Below are 20,724 nucleotides of genomic sequence, written 5' to 3'. Positions count from 1 at the left end.
GGCGTCGCCGCGACGAGGTCGGGTCGGGGGAATGCTTGGTGCGCTGGCACACCGGTGTGGGAGCCGCCATGCGTTACCCGTGGCGATGGCATTCCGGTTGGGCCGTCGGTAGCGGTCCGGACCCGCTACGCGGTCCGGTTCGTGCGGTCATCCAGGAAGCCGATCCGCACATATCCTTCTGCGTGGTGCTGGCCACGCCGTGGGGCGACGTGAACCTGGGCGCCACCCACCTGTCGTCGATGTCCGCACCTGGCCAGGGCCGACGTCAGGCGTTCATGCGAGTCGCTCGTCCGAGAGCCGCGAGCGAGCGACCACGGCCCGCCGCCCGAGCGACGGCGTGACTCGCCCTGACCGTCGCGAAGCGGGAAACCAACCTGCGCCGTGCCCAGCGCTACGCGCGGCGGCGCATCTGAAGCTCGGTCATCGCCGCCGTGGTCGGGTGTGGGAGGCGGACCCCCGTGTCGACAAAACCCACCCGCTCATAAGCGCGGACCGCGCGGTCGTTGCCCACGACCACTTCCAGCATCAGCTCCGGGCGGCCGGCCCCGCGTGACCACTCCGCCACCGCCTCGGTCAGGGCCGCGATCAAGCCCTGCCCCCGCCACGCCGGGGTCACGTAGACCGCGAAGATCACCGTGACGTTCGGTTCCTCGGCGATCACCGTGCCGCCGGCGTGCGCCACTGCGCGACCGTCCGCGACCGCGATGAACTGGGCTACGCGGTCGCCTTCCGAATTCGCGGCGATGCGGGTCGCGTAGTCCGCGTGTGGGCGGGCCGCCGCCTGCGCCAGTGTCTCCAGGAACGCCAGCGGGGAGTCGGCGAGCATCTCCAGGCGGATGGCGCGGGTGCGGGCCGCGTCCGTGGGGCGTACCCGGCGCACCTCGACCGCGGGCGGCAGGTGCGGGGTGCGCGCGGTGGCGGTCCGGGTCATGTTGGCATGCTTACCCGGTTATCGGGCCGGTCCGCAACGCCGCTCACGGGTTGGCGGCCACGTAGACCCACGCCTCGGCGCCCGAAGCGAGCGGGAGCAGCACCCGCTGGTAGTCGGCGGACTCATAGCCGTCGGCCGCCGCGAGTTCCTCGTCGCTCAGCTCGAAGACCATGCCGGGGACTCGGTCCGCGCGGTTGCCCGTCCACGTCGCCACCGGGTGCTCGGCAGCGCCGCTCACCGCGACCACCGCGGCCGACGTGATCCGCAGCGAACCCATCCGGTAGCCCGGCAGGGCGTCCGGCCGGCCGGTCAGCTCCCGGCCGAAGCTGGCGCGCTGTACCGCCGGGTCGCGCAACGTGCCGTACGAGAAGAGCAGGTGCATGCCACCGATCATGCCGGGCCGGGGCTCGGCGAGCGCGGCACAACGGGCGCCAGAAGCTGGGCGCCGACGGCTTCGCATTGCGCCGCACCGTACGCGAATCCCAATGATCCGCGATAGCGCAGCAACACACCGAGAGCCCACCGGTCGGTCACGGCCAGACAGGCGATGTGCCACAGGCCGTCCTCGTCGCGCAGGAGCCAACCGTTCTTGATCGCGACCGTCGAAGGAGCCGGGAGCGCGCGGCGTACGCCGAAATCGCCCACTCCTCGCACCGCGCGCATCTCGGAAAGGAGCCATGGCGTCCACCGCGGACCCGCGGCGCGCCCGTCCGCCAGGCAGACCGCGAGGCGTGCCGTGTCACGCGCCGATACCGCCGTGTTGCTCCAGTTGTCGCGATGGGGCGCGCTGTCGGTCAGGCCGCAGATCTTGATCATGCGGATGATCGACTCTTGTCCACCGGCAAGGTTGTAGGTGGCGACCGCGGCGGCGTTGTCGCTGTCGCGGATCATGATGCGGAGTTGGCCAAGGCGGAAATCCGAAGGCTCCTCGCCTTTCTCCGCGAATATTCGAAGATAATCGGCGGCCAACCAAGCCTTCGCCATCGACATCGTGTCGCTCGGTTCCGTCATGTTCGGCGAGCCCGTGATCCGGCCCGTCTCGCGGTCGAGCAGCGCCCAGGAACGGAAGCCGTCGAACGGCGAAGTGACCTCGCCGAGCCGCATCCCGGGCGGTCGCGCGCGGTCCGCGGCGGGCGACGGCCGCTTCGGCGCGGCCGCCGTGACCTGCTGTTCCGGCACCACGTAGCGGATCGCGAAGGCGGCACCGATGGTGATCAGCAGGACGGCCGCCAGCACGGGGACGGTGTTCCGCCGACGGGACCGGTGCCGGCCGGGCTGTGCGCCGTGTCTGCCTCGAAACACGCTCGGTTAACGAGCGAGACGCCGGTCGCGGCGCTCAGGGTGTCCATTTTGGGGTAGTGCACGGTCGTCACTCCTCGTGTACCTTACGATTTCGGCCGCAATGTTCGAGGGCTCACCTACACCCTTGAATGGGCGGTCTTGGACCGGCAGGAGCGTCAAAGGTTAGGAAGTGCACCGTGGCACAGGGCACCGTCAAGTGGTTCAACAGTGAAAAGGGCTACGGTTTCATCGCGGTCGATGGAGGCCAGGACGTCTTCGTCCACTTCTCCGCGATCCAGATGGACGGCTACAAGGCACTCGACGATGGTCAGCGCGTCGAGTTCGAGATCGCGCAGGGTCAGAAGGGCCCGCAGGCGGAGCAGGTCCGTCTAATCGCTTGAGCGAAGTCCAGCCGGGCACCGCACCCGGGTCCGCGACGACCTAGCGCCGATCCCAACAACGGGATCGGCGCTTCTCTGTCGGTGCCGAGATTGATGCATCATGCATCGAGTTCTGCCATCTATTCGCGACTTTGCGCATTGCGGACAGCGGGGCCTTTCAACAATTGACATGTCATTAATCGCCCATGTACGCGCCGCCGCGCGGCCCCGGCCCAAGCGGCCGATGGCGGGCGGCGGGCACGTGTCCCCGCGAGGCCGACTTCGCTTGCACTCGCCTGGTCCGAGTGCTAAACAAGTCATTGGCACTCGCCAACCGCGAGTGCCAATGGTCGGGACGGTGGGGCCACCGCTGACGCCCTACGGAGACGGGCGCGGCAAGGGGCCGGTCGTCGCGGGCTATCCGGCCCGGCCGGCGGACGTCACTGTCGCCAGGTAGTGACGTCCGAAGGTGCGTAAAGCAGGCGGTTATCCGCGGCCGACCAGGCCGCGGCGACCGTGAGTGTCCAGGAGGACAACGCCGTATGGCCAAGATCATTGCGTTCGACGAGGAGGCGCGCCGCGGCCTCGAGCGGGGTATGAACACCCTCGCCGACGCCGTCAAGGTGACGCTCGGCCCCAAGGGCCGCAACGTCGTGCTCGAGAAGAAGTGGGGCGCGCCCACCATCACCAACGATGGTGTGAGCATCGCCAAGGAGATCGAGCTCGAGGACCCGTACGAGAAGATCGGCGCTGAGCTGGTCAAGGAGGTCGCCAAGAAGACCGACGACGTGGCCGGTGACGGCACGACGACGGCGACCGTCCTCGCGCAGGCGCTGGTCCGTGAGGGCCTGCGCAACGTCGCCGCCGGTGCGAACCCGATGGCCCTGAAGCGGGGCATCGAGGCCGCCGTCGCGCGCGTCGCGGAGGAGCTGGCCAAGCTCGCCAAGGACATCGAGACGAAGGAGCAGATCGCCTCCACCGCCTCGATCTCCGCCGGTGACACCAGCGTCGGCGAGATCATCGCCGAGGCGATGGACAAGGTCGGCAAGGAAGGCGTCATCACCGTCGAGGAGAGCAACACCTTCGGCCTCGAGCTCGAGCTCACCGAGGGCATGCGCTTCGACAAGGGCTACATCGCCCCGTACTTCTGGACCGACCCGGAGCGTATGGAGGCCGTCCTCGACGACCCGTACATCCTGATCGTCAACAGCAAGATCTCGTCGGTCAAGGACCTGCTCCCGATCCTCGAGAAGGTCATGCAGGGCGGCAAGCCGCTGCTGGTCATCGCCGAGGACGTCGAGGGCGAGGCCCTGGCCACCCTGATCGTCAACAAGGTCCGTGGCACCTTCAAGTCCGTCGCCGTCAAGGCCCCGGGCTTCGGTGACCGCCGCAAGGCCATGCTGACCGACATCGCGATCCTGACCGGTGGCCAGGTCGTGTCGGAGGAGCTGGGCCTCAAGCTCGAGGCGGTCGGCCTCGACATGCTGGGTCACGCCCGCAAGATCGTGGTCACCAAGGACGAGACCACCATCGTCGACGGTGGCGGCGACCAGGACCAGATCCAGGGTCGGGTCAACCAGATCCGTGCCGAGATCGAGAAGAGCGACTCCGACTACGACCGCGAGAAGCTGCAGGAGCGCCTGGCCAAGCTGGCCGGCGGTGTTGCGGTCATCAAGGTCGGCGCGGCCACCGAGGTCGAGCTGAAGGAGCGCAAGCACCGCATCGAGGACGCCGTCCGCAACGCGAAGGCCGCCGTTGAGGAGGGCATCGTCCCCGGTGGTGGCGTCGCGCTGGTGCAGGCCGGCAAGACCGCCTTCGACAAGCTGGACCTGGTCGGCGACGAGTCGACCGGTGCGCAGATCGTCAAGATCGCCCTCGACGCCCCGCTGCGTCAGATCGCGGTCAACGCCGGTCTCGAGGGTGGCGTCGTCGTGGAGAAGGTCCGCAACCTGGAGACCAACCACGGCCTCAACGCCGCGACCGGTGACTACGTCGACCTGCTCAAGGCCGGCATCATCGACCCGGCCAAGGTGACCCGTTCGGCGCTGCAGAACGCGTCGTCGATCGCGGCCCTGTTCCTCACCACCGAGGCTGTGGTGGCGGACAAGCCGGAGAAGGAGAAGGCCCCGGCCGCGCCGGGTGGCGGTGACATGGACTTCTGAGTCCAGCCAACGCAACATCTGGGAGGGCGGTCCGCGCGAGCGGGCCGCCCTTTCGGCTTTCTGCGGGGTACGCCCTAGCGGCGCTGGTTGCGGCGCTTGTCCGCGCGGCTGGTGGCGTCGCGTGGTGCCGTGCGGCCCGGGCCCGGCGACGCCGCGCCAGCACCCTCCGGCGCCGGCACCTCACCCCGCCACCGCGCGCCCGGCCCCAGCTCCTCGCCCAGCGACCGCGCGCCCGGCTGGTCGCCCTCCGGCGGGCCGGGTAGCTCCCCGGTCGGCTCGTCCTCGAGGCTCATGCCGGCACGGTAGGGGTTGGCGCGCCGCTTCGCCCCGGAAACGCCACACAATGCACCGAGCGGGCGACAGGAATTTACAGTTGTCGCGAGTAAAGGAAGAAGACCTGCTCGATGTAGGCCCCGGCGTTGGTGGAGTAGAACGGCACCGGCCCGACCCACCCGATCTGGGCGGCCGCCAGCCCCGACGCCTGCTGCTCCCGCAGGCACCGCCGCAACAGCACGCCACCGACGCCGAGCCCGCGCGCCGCCGGCGCGGTGCCCATCGGCCCGAAGTACGACGGCCGCGACGACCCCCAGCAAGCGAACCCGAGCACCTCACCGTCGCGCACCGCGTAGTGGATCCCCCTGGACCCGGCGATCTCCACGCCCCATCCCGGCCCGAAGTGCGACACCGCGAACTCCACCAACCCCGGTACGTCGGCCGGCACCGCCCGCCGCACCGCCACCCCGGCGGAAGCCAGCCGCGCCTCGGCCTCCGCCGTCGGCGCCAGCGCCGGCGACCCGGCACCGAGGTCCGCGGTCATGTTCCAGGCGATGTCCGTCCGCGTGAACCCGGACGCCTCGGCGAGGCAGATGGCCGCCGTGTAGCGCACGTCGATCCCCGGCCACGCGTACACGGGCGCGTTGCCCACCAGCGCCACCGAGGAAGCCCCGAACGACCCCAGGGCGGACGAAACCCGGTCGAGCAGCGCACGCCCGATCCCACGCCGCCGATGGGCGGGATCCACCGCAACAAGATCAACATGCCCGACCGATGCGTCGCCGTACCCGGTCGATCCGAGCACGACACCCACGACCGCTGACCCGGCGACGGCGACCCACCCGGTGGTACGCCGCGCGCCGGCAGACCCCGGCACCGGCCCGGGATGGCGCAGCCGCTCCACGATCTTGTCCGCTTCCGGCGCGTCCGACGGGAGGAGAGCGGCGCGACACAGCGAGATCACCGCGGGTACGTGCTCAGGGGTCAGCTCTGTGAGCTGGTACGCATGATCCACGAGCGTGCACGCTACCGGGCAGACCCGGGTCGCCGGCAGGGTTACCGTGGTCTCGTGCGTGACCCCGCGATATCCCGTTACACCGCCAGCCACCTCTCCGCGGCCCGGCGCGCCGACGACCTGCGCCGGCTGCGCAGCGAGCGGTTCGACGTGCTGGTCGTCGGCGGTGGCGTGACCGGCGCCGGCGCCGCCCTCGACGCGGCCGCCCGCGGCCTCAAGGTCGGCCTCATCGAGGCGCGCGACTACGCCGCCGGCACCTCGAGCCGGTCCAGCAAGCTCATCCACGGCGGCCTGCGCTACCTGGAGCAGCTCGAGTTCCACCTCGTGCACGAGGCACTGACCGAGCGCGGCCTGCTCGCCACCCGGCTCGCGCCGCACCTGGTGCGCCCGGTGCCGATCCTGGTCCCGCTGCAGGCCGGCGGCCTGCCGGGCCGTGCCTTCCGGCGGGGTTACTACGGCATGGGCGTCGCCGCCTACGACGTGTTCGCGGGTGTCTTCGGGCACGGCCGCGGCATGCCGCTGCACCGCCACCTGAGCCGGGAGGGCGCGCGGCGCCTGTTCCCTAGCCTGCGCGGCGACGTGACCACGGGCGCGATCCGCTACTACGACGGGCAGGTCGACGACGCCCGCCTGGTCGTCACGCTCGCCCGCACCGCCGCCAGCCTCGGCGCCGCGATGGTTACCAGCGCCCGCGCGGTCGGCTTCCTCCGGCAGGCCCGCGAGGTCGTCGGCGTGCGGGTCCGCGACATGGAGGCCCGCCCCGGCGACCCCGACGCGGAGTTCGAGGTACGCGCCCGCACGGTGATCGCCGCCACCGGCGTGTGGAGCGACGACATGTCCCGCATGCTCGGCGACGTCGGCGTCCGGCCCGGCTTCCGTGTCCGCGCGTCGAAGGGCGTGCACCTGGTGGTCCCGCGAAGCGCGATCACCGGCGAGGCGGGCCTGATCCTGCGCACGCCGACCTCGGTGCTCTTCGTGATCCCCTGGGGCGGCCACTGGATCATCGGCACCACCGACACCGACTGGGAGCTCGACCGGGCCCACCCGGCCGCCTCGGCCCGCGACATCCAGTACATCCTCGACCAGGTCAACCCCTGGCTGGCCCGGCCGCTCTCGACGGACGACATCGAGGGTGTGTACGCCGGCCTGCGCCCGCTGCTGTCCGGCGAGGCCGAGGCCACCTCGAAGCTGTCCCGCGAGCACGCGGTGATCGAGCCGATGCTCGGCCTGCTGCTGGTCGCCGGCGGCAAGTACACGACGTACCGGGTGATGGCCGCCGACGTGGTCGACCGTGCGGTCCGCCGGCTCGGCGGCGGCCAGCCGTCCAGCACCGCGGAGCTGCCACTGCTCGGGGCCGACGGCTACTCGTCAGCCTGGCGCGACCGGGCCGACCTGGCCCGCCGCCGCGGCGTCCGGGCCGGCGTGGTCGAGCACCTGCTGGAGCGCTACGGCACGCTCACCACGGAGCTGCTGGCCCTGATCGAGGCCGATCCGACGCTGGCGGCCCCGCTGGCCGGCGCGCCCGAATACCTGGCCGCCGAGGTCGCCTACGCCGCCTACGCGGAGGGTGCGCTGCACCTCGACGACGTGCTCACCCGCCGCACCCGGATCTCCTTCGAGACGGCGCACCGCGGCACCGAGTCGGCGCGGCACGCGGCCGAGGTGATGGCCGGCGTCCTCGGGTGGGACGACGCGGTCAAGGCCCGCGAGGTGGAGCACTACCTGGCCCGCGTCGACGCCGAGCGGGAGTCCCAGCGGATGCCCGACGACGCCACCGCCGACGCCGCCCGGATGGGCGCCGCCGACGTCCGCGGCCTGGCCGCCGACCGCGGCCTCGAGGTCCCGATGGGCCCGGCCCCGCTGGCGACCCCCTAGGTCCTGCTTCGTATCTGGGCCCGCCGCGGCCCGGCCCCAGATTCGCAGCAGGACCTAGATCACCTTGCCGGGATTGAGCAGGCCCGCCGGGTCAAGGGCCTGCTTGATCGCCCGGTGTACGGCCATGCCGACCGGCCCGACCTCCTGGGCCAGCCACTCCTTCTTCAGCAGGCCGACGCCGTGCTCGCCGGTGCAGGTGCCGCCCATCCCGAGCCCGAGCCGCATGATCTCGTCGAAGGCGCCCCGGCCGCGGGCCACCGAGTCCGGGTCGTGGCGGTCCACCACGATGTTCGGGTGCAGGTTGCCGTCGCCGGCGTGCCCGACGACGCCGATCGGCAGCGCGTACTCCGTGGCGATCTTCTCGATGCCGTCGAGCATCGCCGCCAGCGCCGTCCGGGGCACCGCGATGTCGTCGATGATCAGCCCGCCGCTGCCCTCGGGGTAGGTGTCGGCGGCGAACTTCTCCATCGCCGGGTGCGCCAGCCGGCGGGCCCGCAGCAGCTCCACCGCCTCGACCTCGTCGGTCGCCGCGAACACCTCCACCGCGCCGGCCCCGGTCATGACCGCTTCGAGAGCGGCCAGGTCGTCGGCGGCCCGGCTGCCGGTGTCGACGGCGGCCAGCAGCAGCGCCTTGGCGTCGGTGCGCAGGCCCATCGGCCGCAGGGCCTCGATCGCTTTCAGGTGTGTCTGGTCGAGCAACTCGAGCAGGCTCGGCGAGTAGCCGCCCGAGGAGATGGCGGCCACCGCGTCACCGGCCGCCGCCGTGGTCGGGAACAGCGCGATCAGCGTCAGCGAGGTGTCGGCGGCCGGCCGCAGCCCGACCACGACCTCGGTGATCACGCCGAGCGTCCCTTCCGAGCCGACGAACAGCTTGGTCAGGTCGTAGCCGGCGACGCCCTTGGCGGTGCGCCGGCCGGTGCGCAGCACCTCGCCGGAGGCCAGCACGACCTCGAGCCCGAGCACGTACTCGGCCGTGACGCCGTACTTCACGCAGCACATGCCGCCCGCGTTGGTGGCCACGTTGCCCCCGATGGTCGACGATTCCCACGAACCCGGGTCCGGCGGATAGCGCAGGCCGGCCGCGGCGACGGCGGCGGCCAGGGACGCGTTGACCACGCCCGGCTGCACGACCGCGAACCGGTTGACCGGGTCGATCTCGACGATCTTGTTCATCGCCACCGTGGAGAGCACCACCGCGCCGTCCACGGCGTTGGCGGCGCCGGCCAGGCCGGTGCGGGCGCCCTGGGGCACCACCGGCGCCCCGGCCCGCGCCGCCGCCCGCACGACCGCGACCACCTCGGCGGTCGTCCGCGGCCGCACCACGACGGCCGGCAGGCCGAACGGCACGAGGTCGGCCTCGTCGCGCTGATGCCCGCGGAGCAGGTCGGGATCGGTCAACACGGCGCCGTCCGGCAGGGCCGCGCGCAACTCCGTCACCAGGTCTGGCATACCAGCGACGTTAGCCTCTCCGGGTGGTGTTCCTCGATCCGCCGGCGTGGCCGTACCGTGGGCGACTCTGGTCGCATCTGATCAGCGACGTCTCGTACGCCGAGCTGCACGCCTTCGCCGAGATGCTCGGGTCGCCGCCGCGCGCCTTCGACCGGGACCACTACGACCTGCCCGCGAGCCGGTTCGAGATGGCGGTCTGGCTGGGCGCGGCGGTGGTGCCGAGCCGGGAGATCGCGCGGATCCTGCGGGCCTCGGGCCTGCGCCGCCCCAAGCACCTCAACGGTCCAGGGCGCCCAGCTCGCGGATGAGGTTGGCGCGGGCCGGCTCGGTCCAGCGGTCCGCCAGGTCCGGCAGGCGGTAGAGGGCCGGCAGTTCCAGCAGCCGGCGCAGGATCGCCGCCCGGCCGGCCCGGAACTCGGCCTCCGGGACGAACTCGTACTCCTCGCGCACCGCGGCCGCGTAGGCGTCGTAGGCGGCCGGCGGCTCGGCCAGCACCGCCAGGTCGGCGTCGCACAGCAGCGCACCGTCGGCGTCCCCGGCCGGCACCGCGTGGCCCGCGGTGAGCAGCACGAGGCGGCGTACCGTGTCGATCGCGTCCGTCGGCACACCGAGCGTGACCAGCGAGACCACCGCCAGTTCGGCGGAGGCCCGCTCGTTGCCGTCGCCGGGCGTACGCGGGTCGTAGATCGCGTCGTGGAACCAGGCCGCCAGCCGCACCAGGTCGGGGTGCTCGGCGCGGTCGGCCTCCTCGTCGACGATCGCGAGCACCGTGGCCAGGTGGGCGAGCGTGTGGTAGCGGCGGTGCGGCTCGGCCCAGCGGGCGAGCAGCGCGGAGCCTTCGGCGTCGACAGCGTGCTCGTCGGCGGTCGCGCCGGCACCCTGTGCGGCCGCGCGCCATGCGGTGGCGAGATCCCTCACGACACCATTCTGGCTGGCGGGGACGTGGAAAGTGCTCATGATCGACGGTGCCGTGTCCGCCGTCGCTACGCTGTCCCCATGACGCAGCCCATGATCCCCGCTGTGCCCGAGGATCGTGGGGGCCGCTGGCGGGTGCTGGTGCTGGTCGGCGTCATCGGCTTCATCGCCCTCTGCGCGATCACGATGTCGATCGTGCTGGGCTGGAACATCGGGGTCCAGGCCACCGTCATCGGCCTCGCCGCGGCCATCCTCCCCGTCCCGGTGCTGGTCGCCTGCTTCCTCTGGCTCGACCGCTACGAGCCCGAGCCCGCGAAGCTGCTCGCGGTCGCGTTCACCTGGGGCGCGTTCGTCGCCACCCTGGCCGCGTACGGGGTCAACACGCTCGCGGCGAACGTCTTCGCCGACCACGGCCTGCCGGAGAGCCTCGTAGCGGTGCTGGTCGCGCCGTTCATCGAGGAGACGATGAAGGCGCTCGGCCCGGCGCTGATCCTGGTGCTCTACCGCCGGGAGTTCTCGGGCATCACCGACGGCATCGTCTACTGCGGATTGTCCGCGGTCGGCTTCGCGATGGTGGAGAACATCCTCTACCTCGGCGGCCACGGCTACGCGGCGGGCCGCGAGGAGTACGGCCCCGCGGTCGGCGCGCAGATGCTGATCCTGACCTTCATCGTCCGGATCTTCCTCACCGGCTTCGCCCACCCGCTGTTCACCGCGATGACCGGCATCGGGCTCGGCATCGCGGCCCGTACGGCCGACCGCTGGGTCCGGATCTGCGCCCCGCTGGCCGGCCTGCTGGTCGCGATGATGCTGCACGGCACCTGGAACCTCGTGCCCACGCTGGCCGCGTCGACCGGCGAGGGGCTGATCCTGCTCTACGGCTACATCGCGCTGATGGTGCCGGTCTTCTTCGGCGTGCTGGGTCTGACCATCTGGCTGCGCGGCTGGGAGGGGCGGCTCACCGAGCGGGCGCTGCCCATCTACGTACAGGCCGGGTGGCTCAGCCCGCCCGAGGTGGCCTCGCTCGGCTCGCTGGCCCGCCGGCACTCGGCCCGGCAGTGGGCGCGCCGGGTGGCCGGCCCGCAGGGTCTCAAGGCGATGCGCGGGTTCCAGTTCGCGGCGACCCGGCTCGCGCTGCTCCGCGACGGCCTGCAGCGGGGCCTCGACAGCCGGCCCGTGGACCGGGCCCGGGCCGAGCGCGACGAGCAGCGGCTGCTGGCCGAGATCTCGATGTACCGCCAGGCGTTCGTCGGGCGCGACCCGCAGGTGCCGCCGGCGGTCTGGGACGGCGTGGGCTACCGGGTGATGTTCCCGGACGGGGTGCAGCGGGCGCTGCCGGCGCCTGAGGAGCCGGTGGTGCCGATCCCGGTGGTGCTGGCGCCGCCGGTGCCCTACTACGGCCCGTACTACAGGTAGAGGCCCGTCGAGTCGTTCTCCACCCGCTGCGCGGCCACGGCGTGCACGTCGCGCTCGCGGAGCAGCACGTACTCCCGGCCCTGCAACTCGACCTCGGAGCGGTCCTCGGGGTCGAAGAGCACCCGGTCGCCGGTCACGATCGAGCGGACGTGCGGGCCTACGCCCACCGCCGTGGCCCAGGCGAGCCGGCGGCCCATCGACGCTGTTGCGGGGATCACGATGCCGGCGGTGGAGCGGCGCTCGCCCTCGGCACCGTCGAGCCGGACGAGCACGCGGTCGTGGAGCATCCGGATGGGCAGCTTCTCGGTTTCAGCGTCGGCCATCACGCGGGGAACGGTACCGCGCGCTGGTCCGGGACCCACAAAGCCCACCACCTGCTGGGCAAATCCCGGTCGGATGGGCGCGAGGCACGGCGACGTTGCCGCTACGGTGGGAGAGCGATTCACGAGTCAGGGGGAGTCTTGGGTCGGTTCCAGCAGGTTCGGGCGAGCCTGCAGCGCGCTTACCAGGCGGGCCGCGACTCCGTGCGGACCGCCCGGGCGGCCCGTGAGCTCGAGGCCCGCAGCGCCGAGGCGTTCGGCCCGGTCGTCACCGAGGCCGAACCGCCGCCGCCCCCGCCGCCCCCGCCCGCGCCGGTGCACCCGTCGACGACGAGCCGGGACGACGCCGACGTGCCGTACAGCCTGCGGATCTCCGCCGCCTGGTCCTGGCGCCTGGTGGTCCTGGCGATCGCCGTCTACGGCGTGGTCCAGGTCATCGGCATCCTGCGCTTCGTGGTCATCCCGCTGGCGATCGCCCTGCTGCTGACCGCGCTGCTCGCGCCGGCCGTCGGCTGGCTGCTGCGGGCCCGCCTGCACCGCACGCTGGCCGTGGTGGTCGTGATGATCTGCGGCCTGGCCGCGGTCGCCGGCACCCTGACCCTGGTGGTCAACGAGTTCGTCAGCGGCGCGCCGCAGCTCGGCGCCGACGCGGCCAAGGGCATCCGGCAGATCCAGAACTGGCTGCAGACCGGCCCGCTGCACCTCAGCGACGCGCAGATCGACACCTACGTCAACGAGGCGCAGAGCTGGATCACCGACAACTCGACCCGCTTCACCAGCGTCGGCCTGGCCACGGCGGCCACGGTCGCCGAGATCGTCACCGGCGCCCTGCTGGTCCTCTTCTCGACGTTCTTCTTCCTCCGCGACGGCCGCAAGATCTGGCGCTTCATCGTGCGCCTGTTCCCGGTCGGCGCGCGCTGGCGGATGGACGACGCGGGCCAGGCGTCGTGGGGCGCGCTGGGCAGCTACGTCCGGGCCACGGTCCTGGTGGCCTTCATCGACGCGGTCGGCATCGGCATCGCGCTGGTGATCTGCCGGATCCCGTTCTCGTTCGCCCTGGCGGCCCTGGTCTTCCTGGGCGCCTTCATCCCGATCGTCGGCGCCACCCTCTCGGGCGCGGTAGCGGTCCTGGTCGCCCTGGTCGCCCAGGGCCCCATCGTCGCCCTGATCGTTCTCGGCGCGGTGATCGGCGTCCAACAGCTGGAAGGCCACGTCCTCCAGCCCCTGATCATGGGCCGCGCGGTAGCGATCCACCCGCTGGCGGTAATCGTCGGCATCGCCTCAGGCGTGGTCATCGCCGGCATCGTGGGCGCGCTGATCGCGGTGCCGCTGATCGCGGTCCTCAACACGGCCATCCGCCGCCTCAACAAACGCCGCCCCCCAAGCATCCCGCCCGGCGTCGAAGTGATCAGCACGCGCGGATGACCGCGGTCGTGGGTTGAACCATGGTCATGGCTTGAACCATGGTCATGGCTCGGGCCCGCGGTGGGCATGACCGTCGCTCCCGCCAGACACCGCTCCGCTTCGCTCCGCTGCCAGGCCCGCGGTGGCTCGCGCCCACTTCCAGACCCCACCCGACCCGCGCCTGACCTCCCATGCCCTGCGCCTGCACTTTCTAGAGCCTGCGTCCGCCCCGAACTATGGGCCGTGCGGCTGCGCCCTGAGCCCCGCGCGCCGCTCGGCCTGCGTCCGGGCCAACGCGCCGCGCGCCTGGGCCGTGACCTCGCGCGGCTCGAGGCTGTATCGGCGCGGCGCGCCCGCGTCGGGCCTGAGCGGCGTGCGCCCCGTGCCCTGAGCTCGCGCCCCCGTGGCCCGTATCCGCGCGGCCCACCCGCGTCCGGCCTCCGCGCCGTGCGCTCGCGCGCTCAGACCTGCGCCCAACCGTTGAGCCTGCGGGCTGCCCGCGCGGGCGCCGTCAGGTCCGCGCCGACCGGGCCAGCCGGCCTGTGCGGGCAGCAGGTGTCCGTGCGCGGCGGCGGGGTGGTTAGTTGGTGGCGGCCAGGCGCTTCAGGGCGCCGACGGCGACGTCCTGCTTTGTCGTGTACCAGAACGGGGGGAGCGAGTTGCGGAGGAAGGCGCCGTAGCCGCGGGCTGTTTCCAGGCGTGAGTCGAGGACCGCGACCACGCCCTTGTCGCCGTGGGAGCGGATCAGGCGGCCCGCGCCCTGGGCCAGGCGGATCGCGGCGATCGGGACGCTGACCGCGGCGAAGCCTGAGCCGCCGCTCGCGTCCACCGCTGCCGCCCGGGCCGCGGCCAGCGGCTCGTCGGGGCGTGGGAACGGCAGCCGGTCGATGACCACCAGCTGGCAGGCGTCGCCCGGCACGTCAACGCCCTGCCAGAGGGACATCACGCCGAACAGGCAGCTCGACTTGTCTTCGCGGAAACGGCGCACCAGCAGCGGCAGCGACTCGTCGCCCTGCAGCAGGACCGGCAGGTCGGTGCGGGCCCGGACCAGCTCGGCCGCCTGCTGCGCCGCCCGGCGCGACGAGAACAAGCCCAGCGTGCGGCCGCCCAGCGCGCCGACCAGCGTCAGCAGCTCCTCGCCGGCCTGGGCGGGCAACCCGGACGCGGCCGGCCGCGGCAGGTGGGCGGCGACGTAGAGGATGCCCTGGCGCGCGTATTCGAACGGCGAGCCGACGTCGAGCGACCGCCACCCCGGGCCGCCGATCTCGGCCACCTCGCCCGCCGCCGTCGACAGGTTGGGTGAGCGGGCCGCGCTCTTCGTCGCCGCGGCGGCCGCGGCGGGGGTGCGTGGGGCCGGAGCGGCATCCGACCCCGGCAGCCCGAGCGCGCGGGCCACCGTGTCGAACCGCCCGCCCAGCGCCAGCGTCGCCGACGTCGCCACCACCGTGCGCTCGTCGTAGAGGTGGGTGGCCAGCAGGCCGGCCACCGACAGCGGCGCGACCACCAGCGCTCGGCGGCCCGGGCCCGGGCGCTCGGGCTTCTCGACCCAGGCCACGTCGTGGTCGGCCTCTTCCAGGAGCCGCTGCGCCGTCTTCGAGATGTCGCCGACCAGGGCCTTGGCCTGCTGCTTGCGTACGGGATCAGGGTCGTCGGCCTTGATGTCGCCGATCTTCTCGAGGGCGCCGCGGGTGGCCGCGTCGAGCAGCGTGCACGCCTCGCGCAGCGCATCGGGCAGCCCGGCGACGATCCGGCCCGCGGGTGCCTCGGCCAGCCCGACCGCCAGCGCGTCACCGGCCTCGAGCATGGTCTCCGCCAGCTCCGGCTCGATCAGCGGCCGGGCCCGGCGGGCGGCCCGGTCGACCAGCTCCGGGGTCAGCTCCGCCTGGGACGCCGACGAGACGCGGTCGGCCAGCTCGTGTGCCTCGTCGATGACGAGCAGCTTGTGCGGCGGCACGATGTGGCGACCGGCGAGCATGTCGACGGCCAGCAGGCTGTGGTTGGTGATCACGACGTCGGCCTCGCGGGCCCGCACCCGGGACGCCTCGGCGAAACACTCGGTGCCGTAGGGGCAGCGCTGCGCGCCGACGCACTCGCGGGCCGGCATCGAGACCTGCTTCCACGCCTGGTCGTCGACGCCCGGGTCGAGCTCGTCGCGGTCGCCGGTCGCGGTCTCCATCGCCCACTCCTGCAGGCGCAGGATCTGCTTGCCCAGCCGGCCGGCCTCGCCGAGCCATTTCACCGGCGCAGCCGGCGCCGACGCGGGCGTGTCGAACAGCGTGTCCTCGGGCTCCTCCTCGGCGCTGTTCTCCAACCGGGCCAGGCACAGGTAGTGGTGGCGTCCTTTGAGGACGGCGAAGGTCGGCCGGCGGCCGAGCACCGGCTCCACGGCGTCGGCGAGCCGGGGCAGGTCGTGGTCGACCAGTTGGGACTGCAGCGCGAGCGTCGCGGTCGAGATGACCACCGGACCGTCGACGGTCAGCGCGGGCGCGAGGTAGCCCAGCGACTTGCCCGTGCCCGTGCCGGCCTGCACCAGCAGGTGCTCGCGGGACTCCAGACTCTCGGCGATCGCGGCGGTCATCCGCTGCTGGCCCGGCCGTGCGGACCCGCCTGGCACGGCGCCGACCGCGGCGGTGAGCAATGCCTCGGCGGACGGTCGGGTGCGCGCAGTCGAGGTCACCGTGCGACCGTACCCGCACCCCCCGACGAACCTTGCCCGCGCCACGTGCCGTTAACCCGGCAACGCGAGAGCGGTTACCCGGAATCGGCTAGGGTGTTTGCGTGCCGAGCGACATCGTCCGGGTGGTCTACCGCAAATATGACGGATCCGCCCACAGGGACTATCCCGCTCGCCGTCTGGCCGAAGACGACCTGGGCGTCTGGCTGGGCGTGACCACCGGCACCGAGTCCGTCTACCACGGCCGGCCTTCCGTCGAGAAGATCCCGTTTGTCGTGCTTGTGCCGCACGATGCCTGGTGGACCGGCATGTTCAACCCGCCGCCACGGACCAGCGAGGTCTACTGCGACATCACCACCCCGGCCCGCTGGCGGGGCGACACGGTGCACCTGGTCGACCTCGACCTCGACGTGGTCCGCCGCCGGGCGACCGGCACCGTCGAGTTGCGCGACGAGGACGAGTTCGCCGACCACCGCGCGCGCTTCGGCTACCCCGACGACCTGGTCGCCTCGGCTGAGGCCGCGGCCAAGCTGCTCTTCCAGGCCCTCGGCGACGGCACCGAGCCGTTCGCCACCGCGTACCGGAAATGGCTCGCCCTGGTCGTCTAGCGGGGTGGCCACCCGCCCGCGTCCTCGGCCGTCGAAGGCACTCGGGTCAATTTGTCCGGATTGAGTTGGTTGTACGCGGCGGTCACGCGGCCGCCGTCGATCGCGAACGACAGCACCGCCCGGAACGGCCGCCCGTCCTTGTAGACCGCGTCCACGAGCACGCCGAGCCCGCCGTCGACCTCCACGATCTCGGCGCGCAGGTCCGCCGCCATGCTCGGCAGCTGCCGCAGGAGCCCGAGCACGAACTTCGCCACCTGCTCCGGGCCGACCAGCGGCCGGCGCGCGGCGGGGAAGTGGCCGCCCGAGTCGCCGACGAAGACGACGTCCGGCGCCAGCACCGCCATCAGCTTCTCGATGTCGCCGGTCTCGGTCGCGGTCAGGAACGCCTCGACGACCCGGCGCTGCTCCGCGGGTGAGGCCGTGTTGCGCGGCGCGCCGTCGGTGACCGCGCGGCGGGCCCGCGAGGCGAGCTGGCGGGCGGCCGGCACCGTCGTGCCCATCGCGGTCGCGATGTCGTCGAACGGCACCGCGAACGCGTCGTGCAGGACGAACGCCACGCGCTGCTCCGGGGTGAGCCGTTCGAGCACGACCATGAGCGCCATGCCGACCTCGTCGCCGCGCACCGCCCGCTCCGCGGGGTCGGGCGCGAAATCGCCGCCGGCGGGTGGGTCGGCCAGCCGGGTCACCAGGGGTTCCGGCAGCCATTGACCGGGGTACGCCTCGCGGCGCACTCGGGCCGAGCGCAGCACGTCGAGGCAGATCCGGGCGGTCGTGGTGGTCAGCCAGCCGCGCAGGTCGCGGATCTCGGCCCGGGCCGCCGGGTCCGCCAGCGCGCCCGCGTACCGCAGCCAGGTCTCCTGCACCGCGTCCTCGGCCTCGGCCCGACTGCCCAGCATCCGGTACGCCACCGCGATCAGGTGGTCACGCTCGGGCTCGAACTCGCTCACAAGGTCTTGCATGCCGACCTCCCCTTGTGGGCATTCTGCCAGCGTCGGCATCGTGGCCGATCGCAGCACCGAGCCAGGGAGTGGCCGATATGTCTGATATGCGGAGCTTGTGGCGGGTGGGGCCAGACGTCGACCTCGGTGCGATCGACCCACGGTCGACGCCCGGGCTGCCCGGCCGCAAGGTCACCGGCGACGACCCGAAGCTCTGGGCCCGGGCCGAGGTGGAGCGCATCGGTGCCGAGCTGGCCACCCAGCAGGAGATGCTGTTCGCCCAGGCCACGGTGGAGCCCCAGCTCGGTCGCTCGGTGTTGCTGGTGCTGCAGGCGATGGACTGCGGCGGCAAGGACGGCGCGATCAAGCGCGTGGCCGGCACGATGGATCCGCTGGGCCTGCAGATCAAGGCGTTCGGCCCGCCGACCCCCGAGGAGCTCCAGCACGACTTCCTGTGGCGGATCCGCAAGGCACTGCCCCCGGCCGGTTACGTCGGCGTGTTCAACCGGTCCCACTACGAGGACGTCCTGGTCGTCCGGGTCAACGAGCTCGCGCCGGAGTCGGTCTGGCGGCCCCGCTACAAGAAGATCAACGACTTCGAGCGCAAGCTGGCCGGCGCCGGCACCACGGTGGTCAAGGTGATGCTGCACATCTCCCGCGCCGAGCAGCGCGAGCGGTTGATGCAGCGGTTGGTCAACCCGGACAAGCACTGGAAGTTCAACCCCGCCGACCTGGACGCCCGCGCGAAGTGGGACGACTACCAGGCCGCGTACACCGAGGCGCTGGCCACCTGCAACACCGACGACGCACCTTGGTACGTCCTGCCGGCCGACCGCAAGTGGTACCGCGACTGGGCGCTGGCCCATCTCCTCCGCGCGACGTTCACCGACCTGAAGCTGACCTATCCGCAGGCGGACTACGACGTGACCGCGCAGCGCAGTCGCTTGGAAGCGGACGGGTGACCTAGGTAAACGGGAGGTTAACGGGGGATGGCGGTCCGGTGGACCTTGGTAGCCCGCCGAAAGTTCTGAACTGAGGTTTCTTAGCATTCGGTGAACGCGTTCCCCGGCAGCGCGTCCGGACACCCCCTTCGACGCGACGAGGTCCTGCCGTGAAGTTCTCCTTCCGTCCAACAGACGGTGCCTTCTACGAGCTGTTCACGAGGGCGGCGGACAACCATGTCCGCGGCACCGAACTGCTCCAGGAGCTGGCCCTGCCCGGGGTCGACGTGCAGTCGGTCAGCGAGCGGTTGACCGAGGTCGAGCACGACAGTGACCAGCTCACGCACGAGCTCTACCAAAAGATCAACTCGACGTTCGTCACGCCGTTCGACCGGGAGGACATCTACCGGCTCGGCTCGCTGCTCGACGACGTGATGGACCACCTCGAAGCGGTCGGCAACCTGCTCTACCTCTACGGGCTGACCAAGCTGCCGGCTCTTCCGCGGGAGATGCACGAGCTGGTCAACGTGCTCGACCAGCAGGCCAAGCTGACCGCCGACGCGATGCCGCGGCTCAAGTCGATGAAGGACCTCGAGGACTACTGGATCGAGTGCAACCGGCTCGAGAACGAAGGCGACCGGTCGTACCGGATGCTGCTGGTCCGGCTCTTCTCCGGCGAATACGACGCGCTGACGGTGCTCAAGATGAAGGAGGTCGCCGACGAGCTCGAAGCGGCCTGCGACTCCTTCGAGCACGTCGCCAACACTGTGCAGACGATCGCGGTCAAGGAATCCTGAAGAGTTGGACGCTCCCCTCATCGCCGTTATCGCGGTGATCGTCGTCGCGCTCGCGTTCGACTACACCAACGGCTTCCACGACGCCGCCAACGCGATCGCCACCAGCGTCTCCACCCGGGCCCTGACGCCCGGCGTGGCGCTGCTGATGGCCGCTATCGGCAACTTCATCGGCGCGCACTTCGGTGAGAAGGTCGCCAAGACGGTCGGCTCCGGCCTGGTCAACCTGCCAACCGGCGCGGGCAGCCTGGGCGTGGTCTTCGCCGGCGTGGCCGGCGCGATCGTCTGGAACCTGATCACGTGGTACTTCGGCCTGCCCTCGTCCTCGTCACACGCCCTGATCGGCGGCCTGGTCGGCGCGACGCTGGCCGCCTCCGGCACGGTGCTCTGGGCCAAGGTCCTCGAGAGCGTCGTGCTGCCGATGGTGCTCTCACCGCTGGTCGGCTTCGCGCTCGGCTACCTGGTCATGCTGCTGATCCTGTGGCTGTTCCGGAACGGCCATCCGGCCCGGCTCAACCGCGGCTTCCGCTGGGCCCAGACGGTCTCGGCGGCGGCGATGTCGGTCGGCCACGGCATGCAGGACGCGGCGAAGACCATCGGCATCATCGTGCTGGCGTTGTACGTCGGCGGCCACCAGGGAAGCCCGGGTGAGATCCCGGAGTGGGCGTTCTGGACGTCGGCGTCGGTGCTGGCGCTCGGCACGTACGCGGGCGGCTGGCGGATCATCCGCACGCTCGGCCGCCGGATCATCCACCTGGGCCCACCGGAGGGCTTCGCGGCGGAGACGGTGGCGAGCGGCGTCCTCTACTTCAACGCCCTGGTCCTCGGCGCGCCGATCTCGACCACGCACACGATCACGTCCGCCATCATGGGCGTCGGCGCGACGAAGAAGCTCTCCGCGGTCCGCTGGGGCGTGGCCGGCAACATCGTCGGCGCCTGGGTCCTCACCTTCCCGGCGGCCGGCGCGATGGCGGCCCTGGCGTACTTCCTGGTCCGCCCGATGTTCTAGCGGCTGTCCTTGCGGCTCTGCGCGCGCTTGGTGGCGGCTCGGGTCGTCGCGTGCCGCTTGAGCCGGTCGGGTGTGCGCGGGGCGCGGTCGGCGACCTGGTCCTCGCGCGGGGCCCGGCGGCTGCGCCCCGTCACCGCCGGGTTGGGCGGCGGGGAAGAGAAGGACGCGGCGCGGGCTTCGGCGATCCGCTCCGCCTTGAACGCGCGGGCGGCGGCCCGGGCGGCAGCGGCCAGGCGGCGGCTGACCCGGGCCAGGGCCTCCTCGAACGCGAACAGCAGCGCGAATACGGTGAAGATCGAGAACAGGATGAGGCCGGGGGCGAGGAACCCGTACGCGGAC

General features: G+C 72.0%; 20 protein-coding genes and 1 pseudogene. 10 read left to right on the top strand and 11 right to left on the bottom strand.

All coding sequences use genetic code 11. The features are described 5' to 3' along the window. Nucleotides 1–391 precede the first annotated feature (391 nt). The 3 genes from AB0H87_RS11170 to AB0H87_RS11160 are packed head-to-tail and all read right to left on the bottom strand — an operon-like array spanning nt 392 to nt 2,167. The gene (locus tag AB0H87_RS11170) at nt 392–931 is read right to left on the bottom strand and encodes a GNAT family N-acetyltransferase (RefSeq protein ID WP_360142741.1); all 540 of its coding nucleotides are present in this window, start codon (nt 929–931) and stop codon (nt 392–394) included. A 43-nt stretch (nt 932–974) separates the two neighbouring features. Next, nucleotides 975–1,313, bottom strand: a complete 339-nt coding sequence (locus tag AB0H87_RS11165) for a gamma-glutamylcyclotransferase family protein (RefSeq protein ID WP_360142739.1) — start codon at nt 1,311–1,313, stop codon at nt 975–977. 8 nt (nt 1,314–1,321) lie between these two features. Further along, nucleotides 1,322–2,167 carry a serine hydrolase gene (locus AB0H87_RS11160; RefSeq protein WP_360142737.1) on the bottom strand — a complete coding sequence of 282 codons (846 nt, stop codon included), beginning with the start codon at nt 2,165–2,167 and terminating at the stop codon, nt 1,322–1,324. A gap of 242 nt (nt 2,168–2,409) precedes the next feature. On the opposite strand from AB0H87_RS11160, the gene AB0H87_RS11155 reads away from it, so the two are divergent. Together AB0H87_RS11155 and groL are read left to right on the top strand one after the other, a co-directional pair. Beyond that, entirely contained in the window at nt 2,410–2,613 is a 204-nt protein-coding gene (locus AB0H87_RS11155) for a cold-shock protein (RefSeq protein ID WP_203864050.1), read from the top strand. A 521-nt stretch (nt 2,614–3,134) separates the two neighbouring features. After that, on the top strand, nt 3,135–4,754 hold the full coding sequence (groL, locus tag AB0H87_RS11150; RefSeq protein ID WP_360142735.1) for a chaperonin GroEL: 1,620 nt from the start codon (nt 3,135–3,137) through the stop codon (nt 4,752–4,754). 74 nt (nt 4,755–4,828) lie between these two features. On the opposite strand, the gene AB0H87_RS11145 is transcribed toward groL, so the two are convergent. Further along, nucleotides 4,829–5,047 (bottom strand): hypothetical protein, encoded by a 219-nt coding sequence (locus AB0H87_RS11145; protein ID WP_360142733.1) that lies wholly within the window; start codon nt 5,045–5,047, stop codon nt 4,829–4,831. 74 nt (nt 5,048–5,121) lie between these two features. Continuing rightward, nucleotides 5,122–6,042 (bottom strand): GNAT family N-acetyltransferase, encoded by a 921-nt coding sequence (locus tag AB0H87_RS11140; protein WP_360142731.1) that lies wholly within the window; start codon nt 6,040–6,042, stop codon nt 5,122–5,124. 69 nt (nt 6,043–6,111) lie between these two features. On the opposite strand from AB0H87_RS11140, the gene AB0H87_RS11135 reads away from it, so the two are divergent. Continuing rightward, nucleotides 6,112–7,917: a glycerol-3-phosphate dehydrogenase/oxidase gene (locus tag AB0H87_RS11135; protein WP_360142759.1), complete on the top strand. Its 1,806-nt coding sequence runs from the start codon at nt 6,112–6,114 to the stop codon at nt 7,915–7,917. 54 nt (nt 7,918–7,971) lie between these two features. Here AB0H87_RS11135 and AB0H87_RS11130 read toward each other — a convergent pair whose 3' ends face one another. Continuing rightward, nucleotides 7,972–9,366 (bottom strand): FAD-linked oxidase C-terminal domain-containing protein, encoded by a 1,395-nt coding sequence (locus tag AB0H87_RS11130; protein WP_360142729.1) that lies wholly within the window; start codon nt 9,364–9,366, stop codon nt 7,972–7,974. Nucleotides 9,367–9,389: 23 nt separating this feature from the next. Here AB0H87_RS11130 and AB0H87_RS11125 point away from each other — a divergent pair, with 23 nt between their 5' ends. Further along, the gene (locus AB0H87_RS11125) at nt 9,390–9,674 is read left to right on the top strand and encodes a DUF4031 domain-containing protein (RefSeq protein WP_360142727.1); all 285 of its coding nucleotides are present in this window, start codon (nt 9,390–9,392) and stop codon (nt 9,672–9,674) included. Here AB0H87_RS11125 and AB0H87_RS11120 read toward each other — a convergent pair. Then, nucleotides 9,643–10,284 carry a metal-dependent phosphohydrolase gene (locus tag AB0H87_RS11120; RefSeq protein WP_360142725.1) on the bottom strand — a complete coding sequence of 214 codons (642 nt, stop codon included), beginning with the start codon at nt 10,282–10,284 and terminating at the stop codon, nt 9,643–9,645. The two genes, AB0H87_RS11125 and AB0H87_RS11120, sit on opposite strands and share 32 nt — an antisense overlap. A 78-nt stretch (nt 10,285–10,362) precedes the next feature. Here AB0H87_RS11120 and AB0H87_RS11115 point away from each other — a divergent pair, with 78 nt between their 5' ends. Then, entirely contained in the window at nt 10,363–11,697 is a 1,335-nt protein-coding gene (locus tag AB0H87_RS11115; RefSeq protein ID WP_360142723.1) for a PrsW family intramembrane metalloprotease, read from the top strand. On the opposite strand, the gene AB0H87_RS11110 is transcribed toward AB0H87_RS11115, so the two are convergent. Then, complete coding sequence (locus tag AB0H87_RS11110; protein WP_360142721.1) at nt 11,688–12,020, bottom strand: co-chaperone GroES; 333 nt, start codon at nt 12,018–12,020, stop codon at nt 11,688–11,690. The genes AB0H87_RS11115 and AB0H87_RS11110 overlap by 10 nt on opposite strands. A 138-nt stretch (nt 12,021–12,158) precedes the next feature. On the opposite strand from AB0H87_RS11110, the gene AB0H87_RS11105 reads away from it, so the two are divergent. Next, nucleotides 12,159–13,442 (top strand): AI-2E family transporter, encoded by a 1,284-nt coding sequence (locus AB0H87_RS11105; protein ID WP_360142719.1) that lies wholly within the window; start codon nt 12,159–12,161, stop codon nt 13,440–13,442. Between the two features lie 559 nt (nt 13,443–14,001). Here the strand turns inward: AB0H87_RS11105 and AB0H87_RS11100 are convergent. Further along, nucleotides 14,002–15,999: an ATP-dependent DNA helicase gene (locus AB0H87_RS11100; protein WP_360142757.1), complete on the bottom strand. Its 1,998-nt coding sequence runs from the start codon at nt 15,997–15,999 to the stop codon at nt 14,002–14,004. Between the two features lie 200 nt (nt 16,000–16,199). Between AB0H87_RS11100 and AB0H87_RS11095 the strand changes: the two genes are divergently transcribed. Then, nucleotides 16,200–16,703: a DUF402 domain-containing protein gene (locus AB0H87_RS11095; RefSeq protein WP_360142717.1), complete on the top strand. Its 504-nt coding sequence runs from the start codon at nt 16,200–16,202 to the stop codon at nt 16,701–16,703. Here the strand turns inward: AB0H87_RS11095 and sigJ are convergent. Continuing rightward, nucleotides 16,700–17,662, bottom strand: a complete 963-nt coding sequence (gene sigJ / locus AB0H87_RS11090; protein ID WP_360142715.1) for an RNA polymerase sigma factor SigJ — start codon at nt 17,660–17,662, stop codon at nt 16,700–16,702. The two genes, AB0H87_RS11095 and sigJ, sit on opposite strands and share 4 nt — an antisense overlap. Before the next feature lie 77 nt (nt 17,663–17,739). Between sigJ and AB0H87_RS11085 the strand changes: the two genes are divergently transcribed. The 3 genes from AB0H87_RS11085 (at nt 17,740) to AB0H87_RS11075 (ending at nt 20,385) form a co-directional block, all read left to right on the top strand. After that, a complete protein-coding gene (locus AB0H87_RS11085) occupies nt 17,740–18,603 on the top strand; it encodes a PPK2 family polyphosphate kinase (protein ID WP_360142713.1) in 864 nt (287 codons plus the stop codon). A gap of 149 nt (nt 18,604–18,752) precedes the next feature. Next, complete coding sequence (locus AB0H87_RS11080; protein ID WP_360142711.1) at nt 18,753–19,379, top strand: DUF47 family protein; 627 nt, start codon at nt 18,753–18,755, stop codon at nt 19,377–19,379. A 4-nt stretch (nt 19,380–19,383) separates the two neighbouring features. Next, a complete protein-coding gene (locus tag AB0H87_RS11075) occupies nt 19,384–20,385 on the top strand; it encodes an inorganic phosphate transporter (protein ID WP_360142709.1) in 1,002 nt (333 codons plus the stop codon). Here AB0H87_RS11075 and AB0H87_RS11070 read toward each other — a convergent pair. Further along, nucleotides 20,382–20,724 (bottom strand): annotated as a pseudogene (locus tag AB0H87_RS11070) (hypothetical protein); the annotation flags it as partial. The gene AB0H87_RS11075 and the pseudogene AB0H87_RS11070 overlap by 4 nt on opposite strands.

It is taken from the genome of Asanoa sp. NPDC050611, from assembly GCF_040654855.1.
GTDB lineage: Bacteria > Actinomycetota > Actinomycetes > Mycobacteriales > Micromonosporaceae > Asanoa.
This window is presented reverse-complemented; position numbering and strand designations above follow the sequence as displayed.

Excerpts from the sequence above, each read along its gene's own strand:
- AB0H87_RS11170 (WP_360142741.1), bottom strand. The coding sequence starts at position 931 with ATGACCCGGACCGCCACCGCGCGCACCCCGCACCTGCCGCCCGCGGTC.
- AB0H87_RS11165 (WP_360142739.1), bottom strand. The coding sequence starts at position 1,313 with ATGCACCTGCTCTTCTCGTACGGCACGTTGCGCGACCCGGCGGTACAG.
- groL (WP_360142735.1), top strand. The coding sequence starts at position 3,135 with ATGGCCAAGATCATTGCGTTCGACGAGGAGGCGCGCCGCGGCCTCGAG.
- AB0H87_RS11145 (WP_360142733.1), bottom strand. The coding sequence starts at position 5,047 with ATGAGCCTCGAGGACGAGCCGACCGGGGAGCTACCCGGCCCGCCGGAG.
- AB0H87_RS11130 (WP_360142729.1), bottom strand. The coding sequence starts at position 9,366 with ATGCCAGACCTGGTGACGGAGTTGCGCGCGGCCCTGCCGGACGGCGCC.
- AB0H87_RS11115 (WP_360142723.1), top strand. The coding sequence starts at position 10,363 with ATGACGCAGCCCATGATCCCCGCTGTGCCCGAGGATCGTGGGGGCCGC.
- AB0H87_RS11110 (WP_360142721.1), bottom strand. The coding sequence starts at position 12,020 with ATGGCCGACGCTGAAACCGAGAAGCTGCCCATCCGGATGCTCCACGAC.
- AB0H87_RS11100 (WP_360142757.1), bottom strand. The coding sequence starts at position 15,999 with ATGACCGCCGCGATCGCCGAGAGTCTGGAGTCCCGCGAGCACCTGCTG.
- sigJ (WP_360142715.1), bottom strand. The coding sequence starts at position 17,662 with ATGCAAGACCTTGTGAGCGAGTTCGAGCCCGAGCGTGACCACCTGATC.
- AB0H87_RS11085 (WP_360142713.1), top strand. The coding sequence starts at position 17,740 with ATGTCTGATATGCGGAGCTTGTGGCGGGTGGGGCCAGACGTCGACCTC.